General features: G+C 64.3%; 11 protein-coding genes, 1 pseudogene and 1 riboswitch. Of the genes and pseudogenes, 9 read left to right on the top strand and 3 right to left on the bottom strand.

The annotated features are described in order from the left end of the window. The first annotated feature begins 166 nt into the window (after positions 1-166). From FDW81_RS09190 to FDW81_RS09205, 4 genes are all read left to right on the top strand, one after another. On the top strand, positions 167-856 hold the full coding sequence (locus FDW81_RS09190; RefSeq protein WP_138133889.1) for a hypothetical protein: 690 nt from the start codon (positions 167-169) through the stop codon (positions 854-856). A 159-nt stretch (positions 857-1,015) separates the two neighbouring features. Then, positions 1,016-7,489, top strand: a complete 6,474-nt coding sequence (locus FDW81_RS09195; protein ID WP_171027155.1) for a DUF3320 domain-containing protein — start codon at positions 1,016-1,018, stop codon at positions 7,487-7,489. Positions 7,490-8,214: 725 nt separating this feature from the next. Further along, positions 8,215-8,448 carry a hypothetical protein gene (locus tag FDW81_RS09200; protein WP_138133890.1) on the top strand — a complete coding sequence of 78 codons (234 nt, stop codon included), beginning with the start codon at positions 8,215-8,217 and terminating at the stop codon, positions 8,446-8,448. Between the two features lie 243 nt (positions 8,449-8,691). Beyond that, positions 8,692-8,979, top strand: coding sequence for a hypothetical protein (locus tag FDW81_RS09205; RefSeq protein WP_138133891.1), 288 nt, complete (start codon positions 8,692-8,694; stop codon positions 8,977-8,979). A 117-nt stretch (positions 8,980-9,096) separates the two neighbouring features. On the opposite strand, the pseudogene FDW81_RS09210 reads toward FDW81_RS09205, so the two are convergent. From FDW81_RS09210 to FDW81_RS09220, 3 genes and pseudogenes are all read right to left on the bottom strand, one after another. Beyond that, positions 9,097-9,817, bottom strand: a pseudogene (locus tag FDW81_RS09210) (DeoR/GlpR family DNA-binding transcription regulator). A gap of 36 nt (positions 9,818-9,853) precedes the next feature. Further along, entirely contained in the window at positions 9,854-10,354 is a 501-nt protein-coding gene (locus FDW81_RS09215) for a GNAT family N-acetyltransferase (protein ID WP_240720118.1), read from the bottom strand. After that, on the bottom strand, positions 10,351-11,220 hold the full coding sequence (locus tag FDW81_RS09220) for a ribokinase (RefSeq protein WP_138133892.1): 870 nt from the start codon (positions 11,218-11,220) through the stop codon (positions 10,351-10,353). The genes FDW81_RS09215 and FDW81_RS09220 overlap by 4 nt, the downstream gene beginning before the upstream one ends. Positions 11,221-11,369: 149 nt before the next feature. Here FDW81_RS09220 and FDW81_RS09225 point away from each other — a divergent pair, with 149 nt between their 5' ends. The 5 genes from FDW81_RS09225 (at position 11,370) to FDW81_RS09245 (ending at position 16,270) form a co-directional block, all read left to right on the top strand. Next, the gene (locus FDW81_RS09225) at positions 11,370-12,815 is read left to right on the top strand and encodes an MFS transporter (protein WP_138133893.1); all 1,446 of its coding nucleotides are present in this window, start codon (positions 11,370-11,372) and stop codon (positions 12,813-12,815) included. A 29-nt stretch (positions 12,816-12,844) separates the two neighbouring features. After that, positions 12,845-13,846, top strand: a complete 1,002-nt coding sequence (locus FDW81_RS09230; protein WP_138133894.1) for a nucleoside hydrolase — start codon at positions 12,845-12,847, stop codon at positions 13,844-13,846. A 78-nt stretch (positions 13,847-13,924) separates the two neighbouring features. Then, positions 13,925-14,020, top strand: a riboswitch (TPP riboswitch). Beyond that, positions 14,012-14,815, top strand: coding sequence for a hydroxyethylthiazole kinase (thiM, locus tag FDW81_RS09235; protein WP_171027156.1), 804 nt, complete (start codon positions 14,012-14,014; stop codon positions 14,813-14,815). It overlaps the preceding riboswitch by 9 nt. A 44-nt stretch (positions 14,816-14,859) precedes the next feature. Then, positions 14,860-15,492 (top strand): thiamine phosphate synthase, encoded by a 633-nt coding sequence (gene thiE / locus FDW81_RS09240; RefSeq protein ID WP_240720120.1) that lies wholly within the window; start codon positions 14,860-14,862, stop codon positions 15,490-15,492. Between the two features lie 13 nt (positions 15,493-15,505). Continuing rightward, positions 15,506-16,270 carry a 3-oxoacyl-ACP reductase gene (locus FDW81_RS09245; protein WP_138133895.1) on the top strand — a complete coding sequence of 255 codons (765 nt, stop codon included), beginning with the start codon at positions 15,506-15,508 and terminating at the stop codon, positions 16,268-16,270. Positions 16,271-16,274: the final 4 nt, after the last annotated feature.

The following is a 16,274-nucleotide window of genomic DNA, read 5'->3' on the forward strand; positions in this document are numbered from 1 at the left end:
CAGTGACCCTTGCGGGGCGAGTAACCCGAGCTGAACCAAGATGAATAAATTCTTCTCAGCATTGGCGCAGGAACACGGCAGCATTGAATCAAGACCGGCTTTGTCCGTGGGATCACGTGAGACGATCCACGCACCACGACATACGCATTGAGCATGGGGAACACCGATGACTTTCGACTTCCACTCCGATACTCCGGCCGGCAAGGACCCTGACTCGTTCAGCCCTGCCCTGCGGAAGTACCACCAGCTGCTGTGGAGCAAGGAGTTGCCTACCGGCCCCCAATTCGACCTGACTATGGAACCCCGCGCGTACCTCGTGCACCGATCCTCGTCCGCTGTTTTCGTCCTCGCCAGCGACGCCATCACCACCAGACTGCGAAAGAAGGCTAGGAAGGTTATCCGTGACATACGGAAAGACGACCTGCCCGAGTACCTCGGCTATACCCCCGGCAGCACGCTCGTGTTTCCAGGCAACAGGATCGGCGGAAAGCCGACGATCAATGGTGCACGCGGACTCCATCCCAAGATCGCCGATCGCTTCGATCTGACCTTGGAGTGCATCCGCCGCCACTATCTTGGTGAGCCGAGCCCCCTTGCAAATGTCCTGCTCCGGTATGCGGAATTCTTCGCGCTGTTCCAGGATTTCGCCGGGTACGTCAACTTCTTCTTGCTGGAAGACCTCGTGGAGGATAACGGCAAGACCATTCGCTTCTTCCACCCCTTCGCCGAATTCAGCACAACAGCCGTTCCGAAGAATCGTGACGAATACCTTGAGTACTTGCGGCTCAGCAACGCCTTCATCTCCGCACGCAATCGACGGATCGAGGAAGAACTTGAAGGCCGGATCGGACGATAAACCGGAAGTGCAACGGTTCGGTCCGTAACTCAAGGGCTTGCTGACCGCTGAGCGGCGCCAGAAACACCAAACGGGCAGGAATGTCAGGGCCGGATGCCATGATGAGATGCATTCATTGAATGACGGTACTGATGGCGGTGCCGTAGATGGGGGAGTTTGATGAGTTTGTCCAACCGCGAGTACGTGGGCCGGGCGCTTGAGGCCTTGGCGGTTGGCCTTGAGCCATACATCGCAGGAGTGCTTGGTAAGGTAGCCCCCGGAGTGGCCTGGACGAAGATCATCCAGCACAAGGACGAGAACGCCGGACGCGCGGCGCAGACGTACACGCCCACGGATCTCAGCCTGCAGCTGCGCATCATGACTGAATCCATGGGCTCACTTGGATACCCCTTCAGCCTTCCGCGCGATGCGCGCAGCCACACCTCCGAGCTGCGCCAAGCCCGCAACCGTTGGGCACACAACGAGTCCTTCGACGACGCCGATACCCTCCGTGCCCTGGACACCGCAGGTAGGCTGGCCAAAGTGATTGAGCTGGACCAAACTCACAGCAAGTTGGTTGCGCTTCTCACCGAGTACCAGAACCGGTCCTCTCCGAACCGGGAACAACCGGACGAAGACCAGCAGGCTCTGCCGGCCGCCGTCGCCCAGCCCGCCCTGCCGGAGGCAAGTCTTTCGGGTGAATCCGCGTTCCCTGAATTGGCGGCATCCGTTCCTCACGTTGTTGTCGAGGTGACTACTGCAGATGCACTGAGCTATGCGATGGCGCACAACGGCTTCCGCTTCGTCAGGCAGGTCAAGATCACCAACGCTGGCGCGGAAATTCGTGGTGCCGTGGTCCATGTGGAGGCCTCCGCTCAGTCGGGCCGGATCTCCGGCGACTTCCAGCAGTACGTTGACCTGGCCGCGGGTCAGACCCTCACGCTCGATGACCTCAACGTCCCGGTTGAGGCTGCCACCATGTATGAACTTGCGGACCGCCAGACGGGGAAAGTGCTGGTGACCGTCCAATCACCGGGCGTCGATGCTGCCGGGGTGGAGCTCGGCCGTGCAGAGAAGGACCTGACGCTCCTGCCCGCCCAGTTGTGGATTGCCGGACGCGGGCTCGTTTCCTACGAGTTCCTGGCCGCGTACGTACAACCTCATCACCCCAGCATTGCCAAGCTCATGTCCGAGGCCGCCGACGTCCTCGTCCAAACAACGGGCAGCGGCAGCTTCGACGGGTACCTGGAAGACGGGGACAGGGTTGACCAGATCGTGTTCGCGATCGCCCAGGCCATGAGCGCCCGCGACATCCGTTACAGCATGCCACCCGCCAGCTGGGGACTTGAAGGCCAGCAGGTCCGCACGCCGGCTCAAGTCCTGGAGGACCGTCTGGGCACGTGCCTCGACACCACGCTGGTCCTGGCCGCCGCATTGGAGTTCTGCGGCATCAGGCCCCTCCTATGGCTGGTGGACGGCCACGCCTTCCTCGGCTACTGGCGCGAGGAAGGCAGCCTCAGCACTGCAGCGTCCGACGACGTTCCCGAGCTGGTCAGCCTTGTCCAGCGGGGCTTCATCGGCCTTGTGGAAACCACGCTCCTCACTGGCAGCCAGCCGATCTCGGCGGCCGCGCTCTGCAGCAGCCCGCTGAACCGCTATGTGGAAAGCGGTAACGACGAGATCAACGCGGTGACTGACATCAGGCGTGCCCGCCTCGATGGCATCTATCCGCTGCCTGCCCGCTCTATGTCCGATGCCGGAACCTACACTGTGGTCAACTACGTCCCGGAGACCAAGACTGCGCCGGCGCCGCCAGAGAAGGCAGCTTCTAGCGGAGGAACGGCCAGGACCACAACCGATGTTCCAGCCCGGGTGGTCCAATGGAAGAACGCCCTGCTGGACCTGAGCCTGCGAAACAGGCTCATCAACTTCACGGAAACGGCCCGGTTCCCCCTTGCAGTGCCTACCGCTTGGATGGGCGCCTTCGAGGACCTTATCAGCAAGGGCACGTCCGTAAGCCTGCTTCCGTCGAACCAAATCAGCGCTATCCACCAGGAGCGTGGCATCCGCTTCGGTAAGGACCTTCCCCAGAACGAACTAGCGGACCTGCTCGGCTCCAAGAAGTCCGTGTTCGCCGAGGTCAGCGTAGATGGTTACAACGCCAAGATGCGAGGGCTTGCCTACAAGGCGAAGACGCAGCTCGAGGAAACCGGAGCCAACAACCTCTACCTGGCCATCGGCAGCCTGATGTGGGAGCTGGACGGCCGGGCGCTTCGGTCCCCGCTGGTCCTGGTTCCGGTGAAACTGACTTCCGCAGGTAAAAACGGTTTGTATCGGGTCACACTGGATGAGACCGGCCAGTCGACGCCAAACTATTGCCTCCTCGAAAAATTGGCCCAGTCCCATGACCTGCGCATCCCGGGCCTTGCCGAGCCGGAGGAGGACGGTTTTGGAATCGATCTGGACGCTGCCTTCACTGCAGTCCGGGCCGCCGTTTCGGCAAAGGGCCTCGCCTTCCGGGTGGAAAACACCGTGGATCTGTCCATGTTGCAGTTCGCCAAGTTCCGGTTGTGGAAGGACCTTGACGAGAATTGGAAGGAATTTACGGCCAACAGCCTCGTCAATCACCTGATCAGCACCCCCACAGAACTTTATTCTGATGGCGTTCCCGTCACGCCCGACGTCGACCTTGATGCCCTTGCAGCGAAATGCCCAATACCGGCGGACTCGTCGCAGCTGGAGGCAGTCGCGTCTGCAGTCGCAGGCCAGACGTTCGTCCTGGAAGGTCCTCCGGGCACCGGAAAGTCACAGACCATTACCAACCTCTTGACCCGGGCCATTGTCGACGGCAAACGGGTTTTATTTGTCGCAGAGAAGCGGGCAGCACTCGATGTTGTTCAGAAGCGGCTCGACGACGTCGGCATGGGGCCGTTCTCCCTTGACCTGCATGACAAGGGCAGCAAACCGGCGGTGGTCAGGGCTCAGATCAAACATGCCCTGGAACTGCGCCTGTCCGCGAATCAGCAGCAGCTTGAGACCGCCTCAACCGACCTTGCCTCAGCCCGGCGTGGGCTGGTCCGATACGCTAACAACGTCCATGAGGAGAACGGCGCGCAGCTGTCCCTGTACAGCGCGCGGACCAAGTCGCTGACCTATGAACCTGACTCCGCCACGGTGCAGCTCAGCCCGGAGCTGGTCGCGTCGTTGAATGATTCCACCGTGAACTCAGTCCGGCAGGTGTTCCGGGAACTTCCGGAGTTCACTGACCCCGTCCGTCCTGGGCTTGACCACCCATGGCGGTTTGCCTCAGTCGCCAGCGGTGGGCCGCAGGAGCAGCAACTGCTGGCTCTGGGTCGTCGCCTCAACGAGGCGATGAATGCCCTGCGGCCAACGCCAGGACTGCCGTCGGTTCTGGACGCAGCTCAGACGCCTGCTGACGTCGCAACACTCGCCACGCTGCTGCAGGACCGGGACGTCCCGCTAGGGACCCTGGATGTGGTCCGCTCCAGCGATTGGTCTGTTAATGCTGAACAGCTGGAGAAACTGGTTACGGCCTTTGCCTCCGTCCAGCATCCAGGCCTTGAGCAAGTTGCGCCGGCCGCTATGGACCTTCCGCTGCCAGAAATCCTCGGCCGCGCACAGCAGGCCGCAGCTTCCGGGTTCTGGGGACGCAAAAAACGGTTGTTGGCAGTGGCCGCTGAACTGTCTTCCGTGCTTGTTCCTGGCGCTGAGATCCGCCACAAGGAGCTGGTGCCGCTGCTGGAGAAGCTGGTGGCCGTCCAGCACGAGGTCTCCGGCCTGCGGGCAACGCGGGGCTCTTTACCCGGGCTTCCTGCGGATCAGCAATGGAATCCGCTTACGCCGGACGCCCAAGCCGAGCTACGACACCGCATTTCCTGGCTTCGCTGGGCCGCGCAGGCGGTGCAGCCGTCCCCGGAGCCTGGCGCCGTGAGCTTCCAGACCGAGCTCCGCACGTTCCTGAAGGATGCCCCCGACGTCCACCAGAACGTCATCGGATGGCTGCGGGAGCTTTCCCATGCCTGGGAAGAATTCCACAAAATCCAAGGTGTGGGTAGCGATGACCTGCGTGCGTGGACCGGTGAGCGAGGCTTCCTGGCCCGATGGTGGGAAACGTCCGTGCCGCGGCGACTAGACGCGGCGGGGTCGGTACCGCTGACGCGGTGGCTTGAGCTGATCCGTCATGTCGAACCGCTGCGTGCCGCGGGACTGATCGACGCCGGTAGTGCCATCCTGGACGGCGAGCTGGAAGCAGATGACGCAGCAGCAGCCTTTGAACGCGGCTTGGCTGAAGGGTCGCTGGCCGAACGGCGCATCGCTACAGGGTTGGCCGACTTTGATGCCGCGGTGCACGAGCGCACCATCGAACGGTTCACTACACGCGCCGAAACCGTACGCGAGCTGCTCAAAACCAACCTTGCCGCCGGGGTCCTGAGCTCCCGGACGGTCTCGTCGTCGTCGACCTCGGGGCGCATGGGCGAGCTGCAACGGCAACTGACCAGGCAGCGGGGTGGCATGTCGGTCCGGGAACTGATGGAACACTACGCAGACCTCATCACGGGGATCATGCCCTGCACGCTGGTCAGCCCGGATTCGGTGGCACGGTTTTTCCCGGCCAAGGCCGGTCTGTTCGACATCGTGGTGTTCGATGAAGCCTCACAGATCCGGGTGGCCGACGCGGTGGGTGCCATGGGCCGCGGTGCGTCAGTGGTGGTGGTGGGTGACAGCAAGCAGATGCCGCCCACGTCGTTCGCGGAGATTTCCTCCGACGCCGGCAGCGACGGCGACGCCGAGATCTCCGTGGTGGAGGATATGGAGTCGATCCTTTCCGAATGCGTGGAAGCGCGGGTGCCGCGGCAGTGGCTGTCCTGGCACTACCGGAGCCAGGACGAATCGCTCATCGCTTTCAGCAACCAGCAGTACTACGACAGCAAGCTTTCCTCGTTCCCCGGCCCGTCCCACGGTGCTGCGAATTCGGGTGTCCGCGGACACGGCGTGAACTTCGTCCGGGTTGACGGCCAGTTCCACCGCTCGGGACCGTCAAAGGTCCTCCGTACCAATCCTGTGGAGGCTGCCGCGGTGGTCGCCGAGATCCGTCGCAGGTTTGATGCTGATCCCGCGGGAACTCCCTCCGTGGGTGTGGTGACATTCAACCTGCAGCAACGCGCACTGATCGAAGGCCTGCTGCGTGACACGGAGGATCCGCGTATCGTCGCTGCCCTTGATGAGGATGCAGAAGGGCTGTTCGTCAAGAACCTTGAGAACGTGCAGGGTGATGAGCGGGACGTCATCCTGTTCTCCACGGGGTTCAGCAAGAATGACAAGGGCTACCTGCCGCTGAACTTTGGCCCCTTGAATCGGTCTGGTGGGGAACGGCGCCTCAACGTTGCTGTCACCCGTGCACGCCGGCAGGTTGTGGTCTTCTCCAGCTTCAACCCGGCCGACCTGCGCTCCGAGGAGACCAGCTCCGTTGGCATCAAGCACCTGCGGTCCTACCTTGATCTGGCCGAGCAGGGAACGGCTGCTCTGCCCTACGATGGGCGCCGTGCCGCCAGCGTTGACCTGCACCGGGAAGAGATAGCCGACGCGCTGCGGGACCGCGGCTTTGTTGTTTCGTCGGACGTGGGATTGTCCGATTTCAAGGTGGACCTGAGTGTTGCGTCGGCGGAAGACCCGTCCCGCCAGCTGATGGCGATTCTGTTGGACGGGCCGGCCTGGGCTGCCCGTCGGACGGCGGGGGACAGGGACGGGCTGCCCAGGGATGTCCTGACGCGGATGATGCGGTGGCCTTTAGTGGAGCGGGTATGGTTGCCGGCGTGGCTGGCCGACCGGGACGCGGTGCTGGACAAGCTTGAGGCGGCGTTGGCGCAGGCGCATCAAGCGGAGCGGCTTGTTCGAAAGTCCCAGTATGTTCCGGCTGCCGACGCTCCCGTTACTGCACGCTCGGGAGGGCCTGCCGTCGAGTCGGCCAGATCCACACAGGACTACGTTCTGGTAGCCAGCACAAATAAATCCGGGCTTGGTCAGCAAGCCTTGCTGGAGGCTGTTCGCTCAGATCCTCGACCGGCCACGGGCTGTGCAAACTCCCGGCGTAAATATCAACCTTGGACGGTTCGGCGTTTCGGCAGCGTGGAGGTGCTGGACACCCTCCACTCTCGGCGTTCGGTGGCTGCCGTGCGTGAGGCGATCCGGGCGGTGGTGGAAGCAGAAGCGCCGATCCACCAGGAACGCCTAGCAAAACTTGTCTGCGCTGCCTTCGACCTCAACAAAATGAACTCCCAAAGGGCGAACTCCGTGCTCGATGTGCTGGACGAATCGGTGAACTACTCCGATGACGACGGTTTTGTGTGGGATGCCTCGGTTGATCGGGTGACTTGGGAACAGTTCAGGCCGAATGATGGCGACATAACGAGAAAGCCCGAACACATCAGCGTGGTTGAGATTCGAAACGCAATGGTCGAGATTGTCCGTGTTTCTGGTGGCGTCGCTGTTGATGAATTGCATAGGGAGGCACTGCGAACCTTCGGGGGGAAGAAGCGAACTGCTGGCATTCTTGCCCGCCTGAATCAGGGTTTGCAATACGGTGTAGACACACAAAGGCTCAAGCTTCGGGGAGAATTGGTGCAACTGCCTTAGCGGCTACCAACACCGTCTCCGTTGGCGCAAAGTAGGGCCGCGTGGTTTAGCTAAGGTGCGATCGTGTCTCTATCGCGTCACGCCATATATGCAGCGGTGAGACGCGGAGTACGCCCTCGGAAGCCTTCTGCAATGCTTGGGTCTGGGCGCCGCTGCTACCATCATCGGATGGGATGAGACCGAGTTCATCCGAATCCCCCACAGCCGTTCCCGCTGAGACTTCCAATCGCCAAGCCAGTTGTGTACGAGCAGGAGACAGTCTCGGATCGAGTTCTAAAAAGTGTGCGAAGAAGTAGATTTTCATTCATGCACATGATGGCGGCATCGCGGAGGCCGTTTCCAGTCTTGTCGCTATTTTTTAGACTAAACGCTGGAGTTCGGCCCCATGCCGCCCATGCTGCCCAGCGGAAATGGCATGCTTCTGCTCGAACGCCTCGTACAAATTAGGCTGCCGTGATACGAGCCAGCTGGCCATTCACGTTTAGCCGTAGGGTCTGGCAGATGATGGAAGATCTCATCTCGCAAGTGATACAGCCCCCGGTGCTTCCTGACAGCACTACAGGTCTTGCTGCTGATAGGTGTGGTGGCTCCTGTTGAAGCGTCAGGGGAGTTGTTCAAAAATTCACAACGTAGTCCTACAGGGAACGGCTTACCTTGGAATGGAGTAATCTTGGCATAAACTTTCTATAGCCTCACTCACGAGGAAAATACATTAGGGAGTGTAAGTGTCTAATAACCCCAGTGCTGGCGCCGGAGTCGGCATCCTTACTAGTTTTGTCCGCAACGATCGTGAAGCCTTTATGACTATCACAAAGGAATTGCCAGGCGGTTGCCCCGAGGCCATAGCTGCACTTGGCCGTGTCAGTGAGGCCATGGTGAAGATGATTGCTGAACTTGCGGGGATAAGCAAGGAAGAAGCGTTGGAGAGTGTTGCCCTTGCCATAGCAGCCGGCGACTAGGTTTCCGATTTATTGCCCGTTATCACCTAGGACGGGTGGGATATGCTGCAGTCTCCCTAGGCAATAGGAGGCAAAGTCAGACTTGGTAATGTCATCTTGGGCTTTCGAGTCGAGCTCTCGAAACAGGCAAGTTCTTGGGCAGTGTCGGTGTCGATGGCTCCCGGGATACATAACCTCGTCGAAACCGTCGTCCCGCGTAGGGCTAGTGCTTCGCGGCTAATCAATCTATTTCTTGGGGGCATCATGACCACTGTAATTCGGGCTTCAATTGCGCTTTTAATCGGAGCATTTATTGCCGCCATAGTGCTGTTAGTGGTCTCTGCCGCTACCACGCCGCCCGCCATTAGTAACTTCATCGGGGTACTTGCTCTTGCGGCTGCTGGCGTTCTTGCCGCTTTTTCGGCGACAGACGGTAACCGTAGCGCTGGGTCTTGGCGAGACACCACTGCGTGTGCAGCCTATGCATTCGGTGCGATTGGCGGAATCATCGTCGCCGTCAGTGCGTATGTGGCTATGATCGCCGCCAGTTAAGTTCAAACATTGAAAGGCTACGGAATGAGCTGGTCCTCACGGGCTGGCCTCGATTAGCGACTGTCCAGGCCGTCGGGGCCGGAACAGGATCTCGGGTGACTGATGGCCTCAACAGGCTCAAGGGCCGACGCTAGCCACCTCAACCTGAATCCCCGAGTCCCGGAACTTCTGCACCTGGTCGGGGGCGGCGCCGCCGTCCGTCACCAAAGTCCAGGGGAGCGCAAGGCGTGCCCAGGCGTGGAACGGCAGCAGGCCGAGCTTGGACGAGTCGGCCAAGACATAGACTTCCCGGCGCGGCGTGCCATGAGCTCTTTGAGGCGCGTCTGGGCGTGGTCGGCTTCGCAGATGCCGTCCTCGGCGGTGACGGCGTCGGCGCCGAGGAACACCCGGTCAAAGCTAATCCGTTTCAATGCCGCCTCGGCCAGCGGCCCTACAAAGCTCTGGCTGACGCTGCGGAGCCGGCCGCCGAGGCAGTCCACCTCAATGCCCTCCGATTCGGCGAGCTCCTGCATGGTGTTGATGCCCGGCGTGGTCACGGACAGCTCCTCAAACCCGCGCAGTTCGTGGGCCAGAGCACCCATGGTGGAGCCGGCGTCGAGCAGGATGTTCTCCCCGGGCCGGATCATGGACGCCGCCCACCGGGCGATGGCGTGTTTCTGCTCGAACGCCTCGCCGGTGCGCTGCCTTAGCGACGCCTCCGGGTGGGCGCCCAGGGCCATGGCGCCGCCGCAGGTGCGGGCGACCGGCCCTGCCCGTTCAGCAGCGCCAGGTCCCGGCGGATGGCGAACGCGGTCACCCCGAACCGGGCGGGTATCTTAGGGACCAGGGCAAGGGCCATAAACGAGCGCTATTTGGAAGCCAGGTTTCGGGAGGCTCAGCCATCGAGTTCGAGCGTGAACACCCACAGCAGCACGTCCTCGCCCGGTACGGACCAGTCCCGCTCCGGTGCGCGCCGGGAGCCCAGCGACTCATAGAGGCTGTGGGCCCGTTCCATGAACGTGGCGCTGGTGATGCTGATCGCCTCGATGCCGGGCAGCTGCCGGGCGTGCTCCACGATCTCGCGCACGACCGCCCGGCCCACGCCGCAGCCCTGGTGCGCCGGGTCGACGGCAAGCATCCGGAACTCCAGCTCCCCGTCCTGCGCGATCTCGCTGTACGGCTGGCCGGCGAACGTCAGCGTCACGGCCGCCACCACCTTCCCGGCGGCTTCCGCCACCCACACCTGCGCATGCTCGGCCCGGTGCTCCACGTCCTCGAGCACACTCATGTACGGATGGTCGGCCGCGAAGTGCCCGGCCAGGAGGTAGGCGTCGCGGGTGATGCGGCGGACCTCTGCAAAGTCGGCCGGCACCGCCAGTCGGAACTCACCAATCACGAGGAAGCGCCCGAAGCGGCGGCGATCCGCTCAACGTAGTAGCCCAGCTGTGCCAAATCCGGCTGGGAGGACGGATCGCCCACGGCATCGGCCCCCACGGCGTTGGCCACGGTCAGGGCACGGGTGTAGTCCAGTCCACTCCGCAGCGCCAGGACCAGGGCGGCGCAAAACGCGTCGCCGGCGCCTACGGTGTTCGCCACGGAAACAGCAACGGAGGGTGCTTCGGCCACCTTCCGGCCGTGCTCGAGCATCGCGGAGCCGTCCTTGCCGTACGTCACCGCCACCAGCTTCGCCTTGGCAAGGGCGGGGATCAAGGCGTACTCGCTCTCGTTGACGATCACCAGGTCGCACCGCTCCAGCAGCTCCGCCGGCAGGTCCATCGCCGGCGCCGCGTTCAGCACAAAGAAACCTCGCGTCTTCCGGGCGGCCTCCAGCACCACGTCCAGGCCCACCTCGAGCTGGCACAGCACCGTCTCCTCCGGGCCGAACTCCACACCGTCCAGCGACAGGTGCGCGTTGGCGCCCGGGCACACCACGATCTGGTTCTCGCCGTCGGAATCCACCACGATCAGCGCCGTCCCGGTCGGCTGGGGAAGGGCGGCAACGTCGGAGGTATCAACGCCGGCGGCAGCAAGAGCGTCCAGCATCCGCTGCCCGGACGCGTCCTTGCCAACGGCGCCAATCATCCGGGCACTGCCGCACAGCCGCGCCGCGGCCGCGGCCTGGTTGGCGCCCTTGCCGCCGGGCTGCTCGGACAGGACGGCGCCGCCGATGGTTTCGCCCGCCGTCGGAAGCCGCTCGGCGGTGGCGATCAGGTCCAAATTGATGCTGCCGACCACGGTGACGGCAGGACGTGTTGTGTTCATGGGAAAACTCTCTCAGGGGGAGGGCCGGAAGCGGCCGGGGTTTCGAAAAAGTGTAGCGCATGGTTGTACTTGTGAGTCATACGTGGTTGTATAACAACTCCAATCGCCACGAAAAGACGATCCGCTCTGCTCGAACAAAGGAGTTTGATGTGAACACCCCGACCCCCGCCGCAGCCGCGCCTCCCGCGGATGGAGGCGCCGCCGTCGTACTTCCCGACGACGACGCAACCAGGCTCTCCGGCCGCCGCGCCGCCCTGCTGATCTCCACCCTGTTGCTGGGCGTGCTGTCCTTCCAGCTGAACGCCAGCATGGTCACGCCCGCGCTGCCGCAGATCGCCGCGGACTTCGGCGAAAGCGCGGACAGCGCCGCCCCCGTCCAGTCCATGTTCTTCCTGGCCGGCGCCATCGCCGGGCCCGTGATCGGCCGATGGAGCGACTTCATCGGCCGCCGCGCCGCGCTGCTGCTGGTCCTGGGCATCATGGGCGCCGGCACCATCCTCTGCATCGCCGCGCCCACCCTGCCGCTGCTCGTCACCGGCCGGTTCCTGCAGGGCGTCTCCAGCGCCGTGTTCGCGCTCGCCTACATCGTGCTCAGCGAGAACCTGCAGGCCAAGGTCTTCGGGACCTCCGTGGGCATCATCGCCGCCATCAACGGGGGAGTGGGCGGCGTGGACGGCTACGTGGGCGGGCTCATGGCCGAGACCCTCGGCTTCCGGTCCATCTTCGTCGTCGTGCTCGTCCTCACCGCCATCGCCGCGCTGTGCATCCTCCGCATGGTGCCCGCCGGCCGGCCGGTTGGGGTGCGCGGCGCCATGGACTGGTGGGGCGCCGGCTCCCTCTCGCTGTTCCTGGTGTTCCTGACGTACTTCGTGTCCGACGGTTCGGCCGCCGGCTGGACGTCGCCCACCGCCCTGGCCCTGCTGGCCGGCACCGTTTTGTCCTTTGCGGGATTCTGGATGATCGAGAAGCGCCGCAGCCACCCCCTCATCGCTGTGCACCACCTGCGCTCCCGCCAGGTGTGGCCGGTCATCGCCACCACCGTCCTCACCCTGGCCGGCATCTTCGCCGTCATCAACTTCACCGTGGTGCTGCTGAGCCAGGATTCCGACGGCGGCTTCGGGCTTTCCGCCTCCATCTCGGCTTTGCTGTTCCTCACCCCCGCCGCGCTGATTGGCGTCTTCGCCGCACCATTGGCCGGGTGGCTGGCGGACCGGCGCGGGTGGGTGCGTACGTTGCGGCTGGGGACCTCGCTGAGCCTGGTCTGCGCCGTGGTTGCCGCGATGTTTTCCTCCAGTCCTGTGGCGGTGTTTGTTGCCATTGCCTGCCTGGGCATCTTCTACAACGGCTTCTTCCTGACCGCCATCAACGGGCTCTCCGTGCTTCTCTCGCCGAAGGAGGCCCCGGCTTCCCTGCCCGGCATCAACGGTGCCTCGTTCGGGATCGGGGCGAGCCTCGGCGTCGTGCTGGTGGCGCCCTTCGCCGCCCAGGCCACGGCCGCCGGGTACGCCACCGCCCTCTGGATCTCGGTGGGCATCACCGCCGCCGCGTTCATCGTCAGCCTCTTCGTCGCCGCCCCCAAGGGCGAGACGGTCTAACCCCTCTATCTGTTTCGAAGGAATCTATTGTGACTGCCCCCGTTTACCTGGACTGCGACACCGGCATCGACGACGCCCTCGCCCTGGCCTACCTGCTCGCTTCCCCGCTTGCTTCCGTGGTGGGCATTGGGACCGTGAGCGGGAACGTGAGTGCCGCGGTTGGTGCCCGGAACACTCTTGATCTGCTGTCGTTGGCTGGGGCCGCTTCTGTGCCGGTGGCCGTTGGTGCGCACGATCCTCTTGTTGGTTCTTTTGGGGGCGGGTCGCCGTGGGTGCATGGGGAGAACGGTGTTGGTGAGGTTGTGCTGGCGCCTTCTGCTGCTTCTGTTGTTGCCGAGTCCGCGGCCGAGATGCTGGTGCGGCTTGCCCGTTTGTATCCGGGTTCGTTGCGGGTGGTGGCGATCGGGCCGCTGACGAATCTTGCCGAGGCTCTGCGGCTGGAGCCTGCGCTGCCGTCTTTGGTGGAGTCGGTGACCGTGATGGGCGGGGCCGCGCTGGCGCCGGGGAACATCACGCCCGTGGCCGAGGCGAACATCTGGCACGACCCCGAGGCCGCGGCCCTGGTGCTGGCCGCCGACTGGGACGTGACCCTGGTGCCGCTGGACGTGACCATGGCATCGGTGCTGGAGGAACACCACCGGCAGGTGCTGCTTTCTTCTCCCAGTGCGGTGCCGCGCGCACTGGGGGAGATGCTGGGTTACTACTTCCGGTTCTACGAGGGCATCTACGGCCGGCCCTGCTCCGCCATGCACGACCCGCTCGCGGCGGCGCTCGCTGTTGGTGCTGTTCAGCCTGCCCTGGCACCCGTGGTGCGTGCCGCCGTCGACACCTCTGACGGGCCCGGCCGCGGGCAGACCGTGTGCGACATGCGCGGGCTGTACGCGGGGTACCCTCCGGTGTCCGGGGCGCGGTGCCGCGTGGTCCTCTCGCTCGAGGAAGACTTCGCCCCGCACCTGGTGGAGACGCTGCTTGGTCACTTCGAGCGCCCGGTGGCTGAGCCTGCCGGATCCCTGGTGGCCGAGCCTGTCTAACCCCTGCTTCATGACGAGGAAAGGCCGCCAGCGCCGGCACGAGGTTTTTCCACTGTTCGCCGGGGAGTAGAGTCTTGCGTTAGTGACACGGGGTGCCCTGCTGGCAGGGCTGAGAGAACACCCGTTGAACCTGATCTAGTTCGTACTAGCGAAGGGATGTCGCGGATGACTATTCGCCTGACGCCTGCCCATGCCTGGACCATGCTTGAACGTGTCCGGGAAACCACGCCGCTGATTCAATGCCTGACCAACACGGTGGTCACGAACTTCACCGCCAATGTCCTGCTGGCCCTCGGCGCCGCGCCAGCCATGGTGGACGTCCCGTCCGAGGCGAGGCCGTTCGCGAGGGTTGCGTCCGGAGTGTTGGTAAATGTCGGCACGCCGCATGAAGAGCAGCGGGCCGGCATGCGCGAGGCGGTGGGCGCCGCCAGAGAGGCCGGGACGCCTTGGGTTCTCGATCCGGTGGCTGTCGGCGTTCTGCCGGTCCGGACGGCGCTCGCCGCCGAGCTGCTGGATTGCCGGCCGACGGCGGTGCGCGGCAACGCGTCGGAGGTCCTGGCCCTTGCCGGTGAGGGTCAGGGCGGACGCGGCGTTGACGCCGTGGACGGGCCCGAAGCCGCGCTTGAAGCGGCCAGCGGCCTTGCCTACCGCTACGGCTCCGTCGTTGCGGTATCCGGCCCCACCGATGTCATCACGGACGGCACGGACGTCATCCGGGTCAGCAACGGCCACCCCTACCTGACCCAAGTGACCGGGGGAGGCTGCGCCCTGGGCGCCGTCACCGCCGCCTTCCCCGCCGTCGACGACGACCCGCTGGCTGCCGCCGCGGCTGCCACCGCCGTCTACACGGTGGCAGCGGACTTGGCAGCCGAGGGCGCCCGGGGCCCCGGCACTTTCGCCGTCGCGTTCCTTGACGCCCTGACCGGTATCGACGCTCCCGCTTTCACCTCCCGGGTGGTTATCTCGTGAACGGCGGGGACAGGACGCCCAGACCTATCGAGGGCATTTACTTGGTGACCGACACCCAGCTGTGCGGTCCCCGGGGAGTGGTGGAAACCGCCCGCGCGGCGGTGGCCGGTGGTGTCCGTGTCGTCCAGATCCGCGAGAAGACCACGAGCACCGCGGACCTGTACCAGCTGCTCCTGCAGACCGCCGACGCCGTCGGGCATGCGGCCACGGTGCTGGTGGATGACCGCATCGACGTGTTCCTTGCCGCCCGCGCCACCGGTGCCGCCGGGCACGGAGTCCACGTGGGCCAAAGCGACCTTCCCGTCGACCGGGTCCGGGCGCTGGTAGGCCCGGACGCCGTCGTCGGCCTAACAGCGAACACCCCCGAACACCTGGCAGCGCTGCAGGCCCTGCCGCCGGGAACGGTGGACTACCTGGGGGTAGGGGTGATCCGGCCCACCGCCACCAAGCCTGACCACCCGGCGCCGCTGGGCATCGAAGGCTTCGGGCAGATAGCGGCTGCCACAGCCCTGCCCTGCGTGGCCATCGGCGGCATCGAAGCCCCCGACGTCGCGTCGCTGCGCGCTGCCGGAGCGGCGGGCATCGCGGTGGTCTCCGCCATCTGCGCTGCCGAGAATCCGCAACGCAGCGCCGAAGACCTTGTGGCCCAGTGGGGCCGTTCCAACACCAACGAATAGAAAGCGGGAAACCGTGCACATTTCAGAACAGCTCGTCCTCGTCACCGGCGGCGGACGCGGCCTCGGCCACAGCATCGTCCAGGCCTTTGCCGAACAGGGTGCCCGCGTTGTCATCAACTACCGCAACAGCGCCGAGGAGAGCGAAGCCCTGGCAGCAAAGTACGGCCCCGGCCAGGCTGTAGCCCTGCAGGCGGACGTGACCGACGCCGACCAGGTGGCCGCCATGCTCACCCTAGCCCAGGAGCATTTCGGCAGCCCCGTGACCACCGTGGTCAACAACGCCCTGGCGGACTTCTCCTTCAACGGTGACGCCCGCTCCGGCGCGGCGGGCATTACCTGGCCTGAATTCGAGGCCCAGTTTTCAGGCAGCGTCCGAGGCGCGCTCAACACCACCCAGCAGGCGCTGCCGGGCATGCTGGAGACCGGGTTCGGCCGGATCATCAACATCGGCACCAACCTGTTCCAGAACCCGGTGGTTCCCTACCACGACTACACCGCAGCGAAGGCGGCGCTGCTGGCCCTGACCCGGACCATGGCCGCGGACCTGGGCCAGCACAACGTCTCGGTGAACATGGTCTCCGGCGGGCTGCTCCGCACCACCGACGCCAGCGCCGCCACGCCGGAGGAGGTTTTCGACTACATCGCCGCCGTCACGCCCCTGCGCAAGGTCACCACTCCGTCCAGCTTTGCTGACGCCATCCTCTTCTTCGCCTCCCCGTGGGCCCGCTCCGTCACCGGCCAGAACCTTGTGGTCGACGGCGGCCTGGTCATGAACTGACGGA

The organism is Pseudarthrobacter sp. NamB4 (assembly GCF_005796185.1).
Classification (GTDB): Bacteria; Actinomycetota; Actinomycetes; order Actinomycetales; family Micrococcaceae; genus Arthrobacter.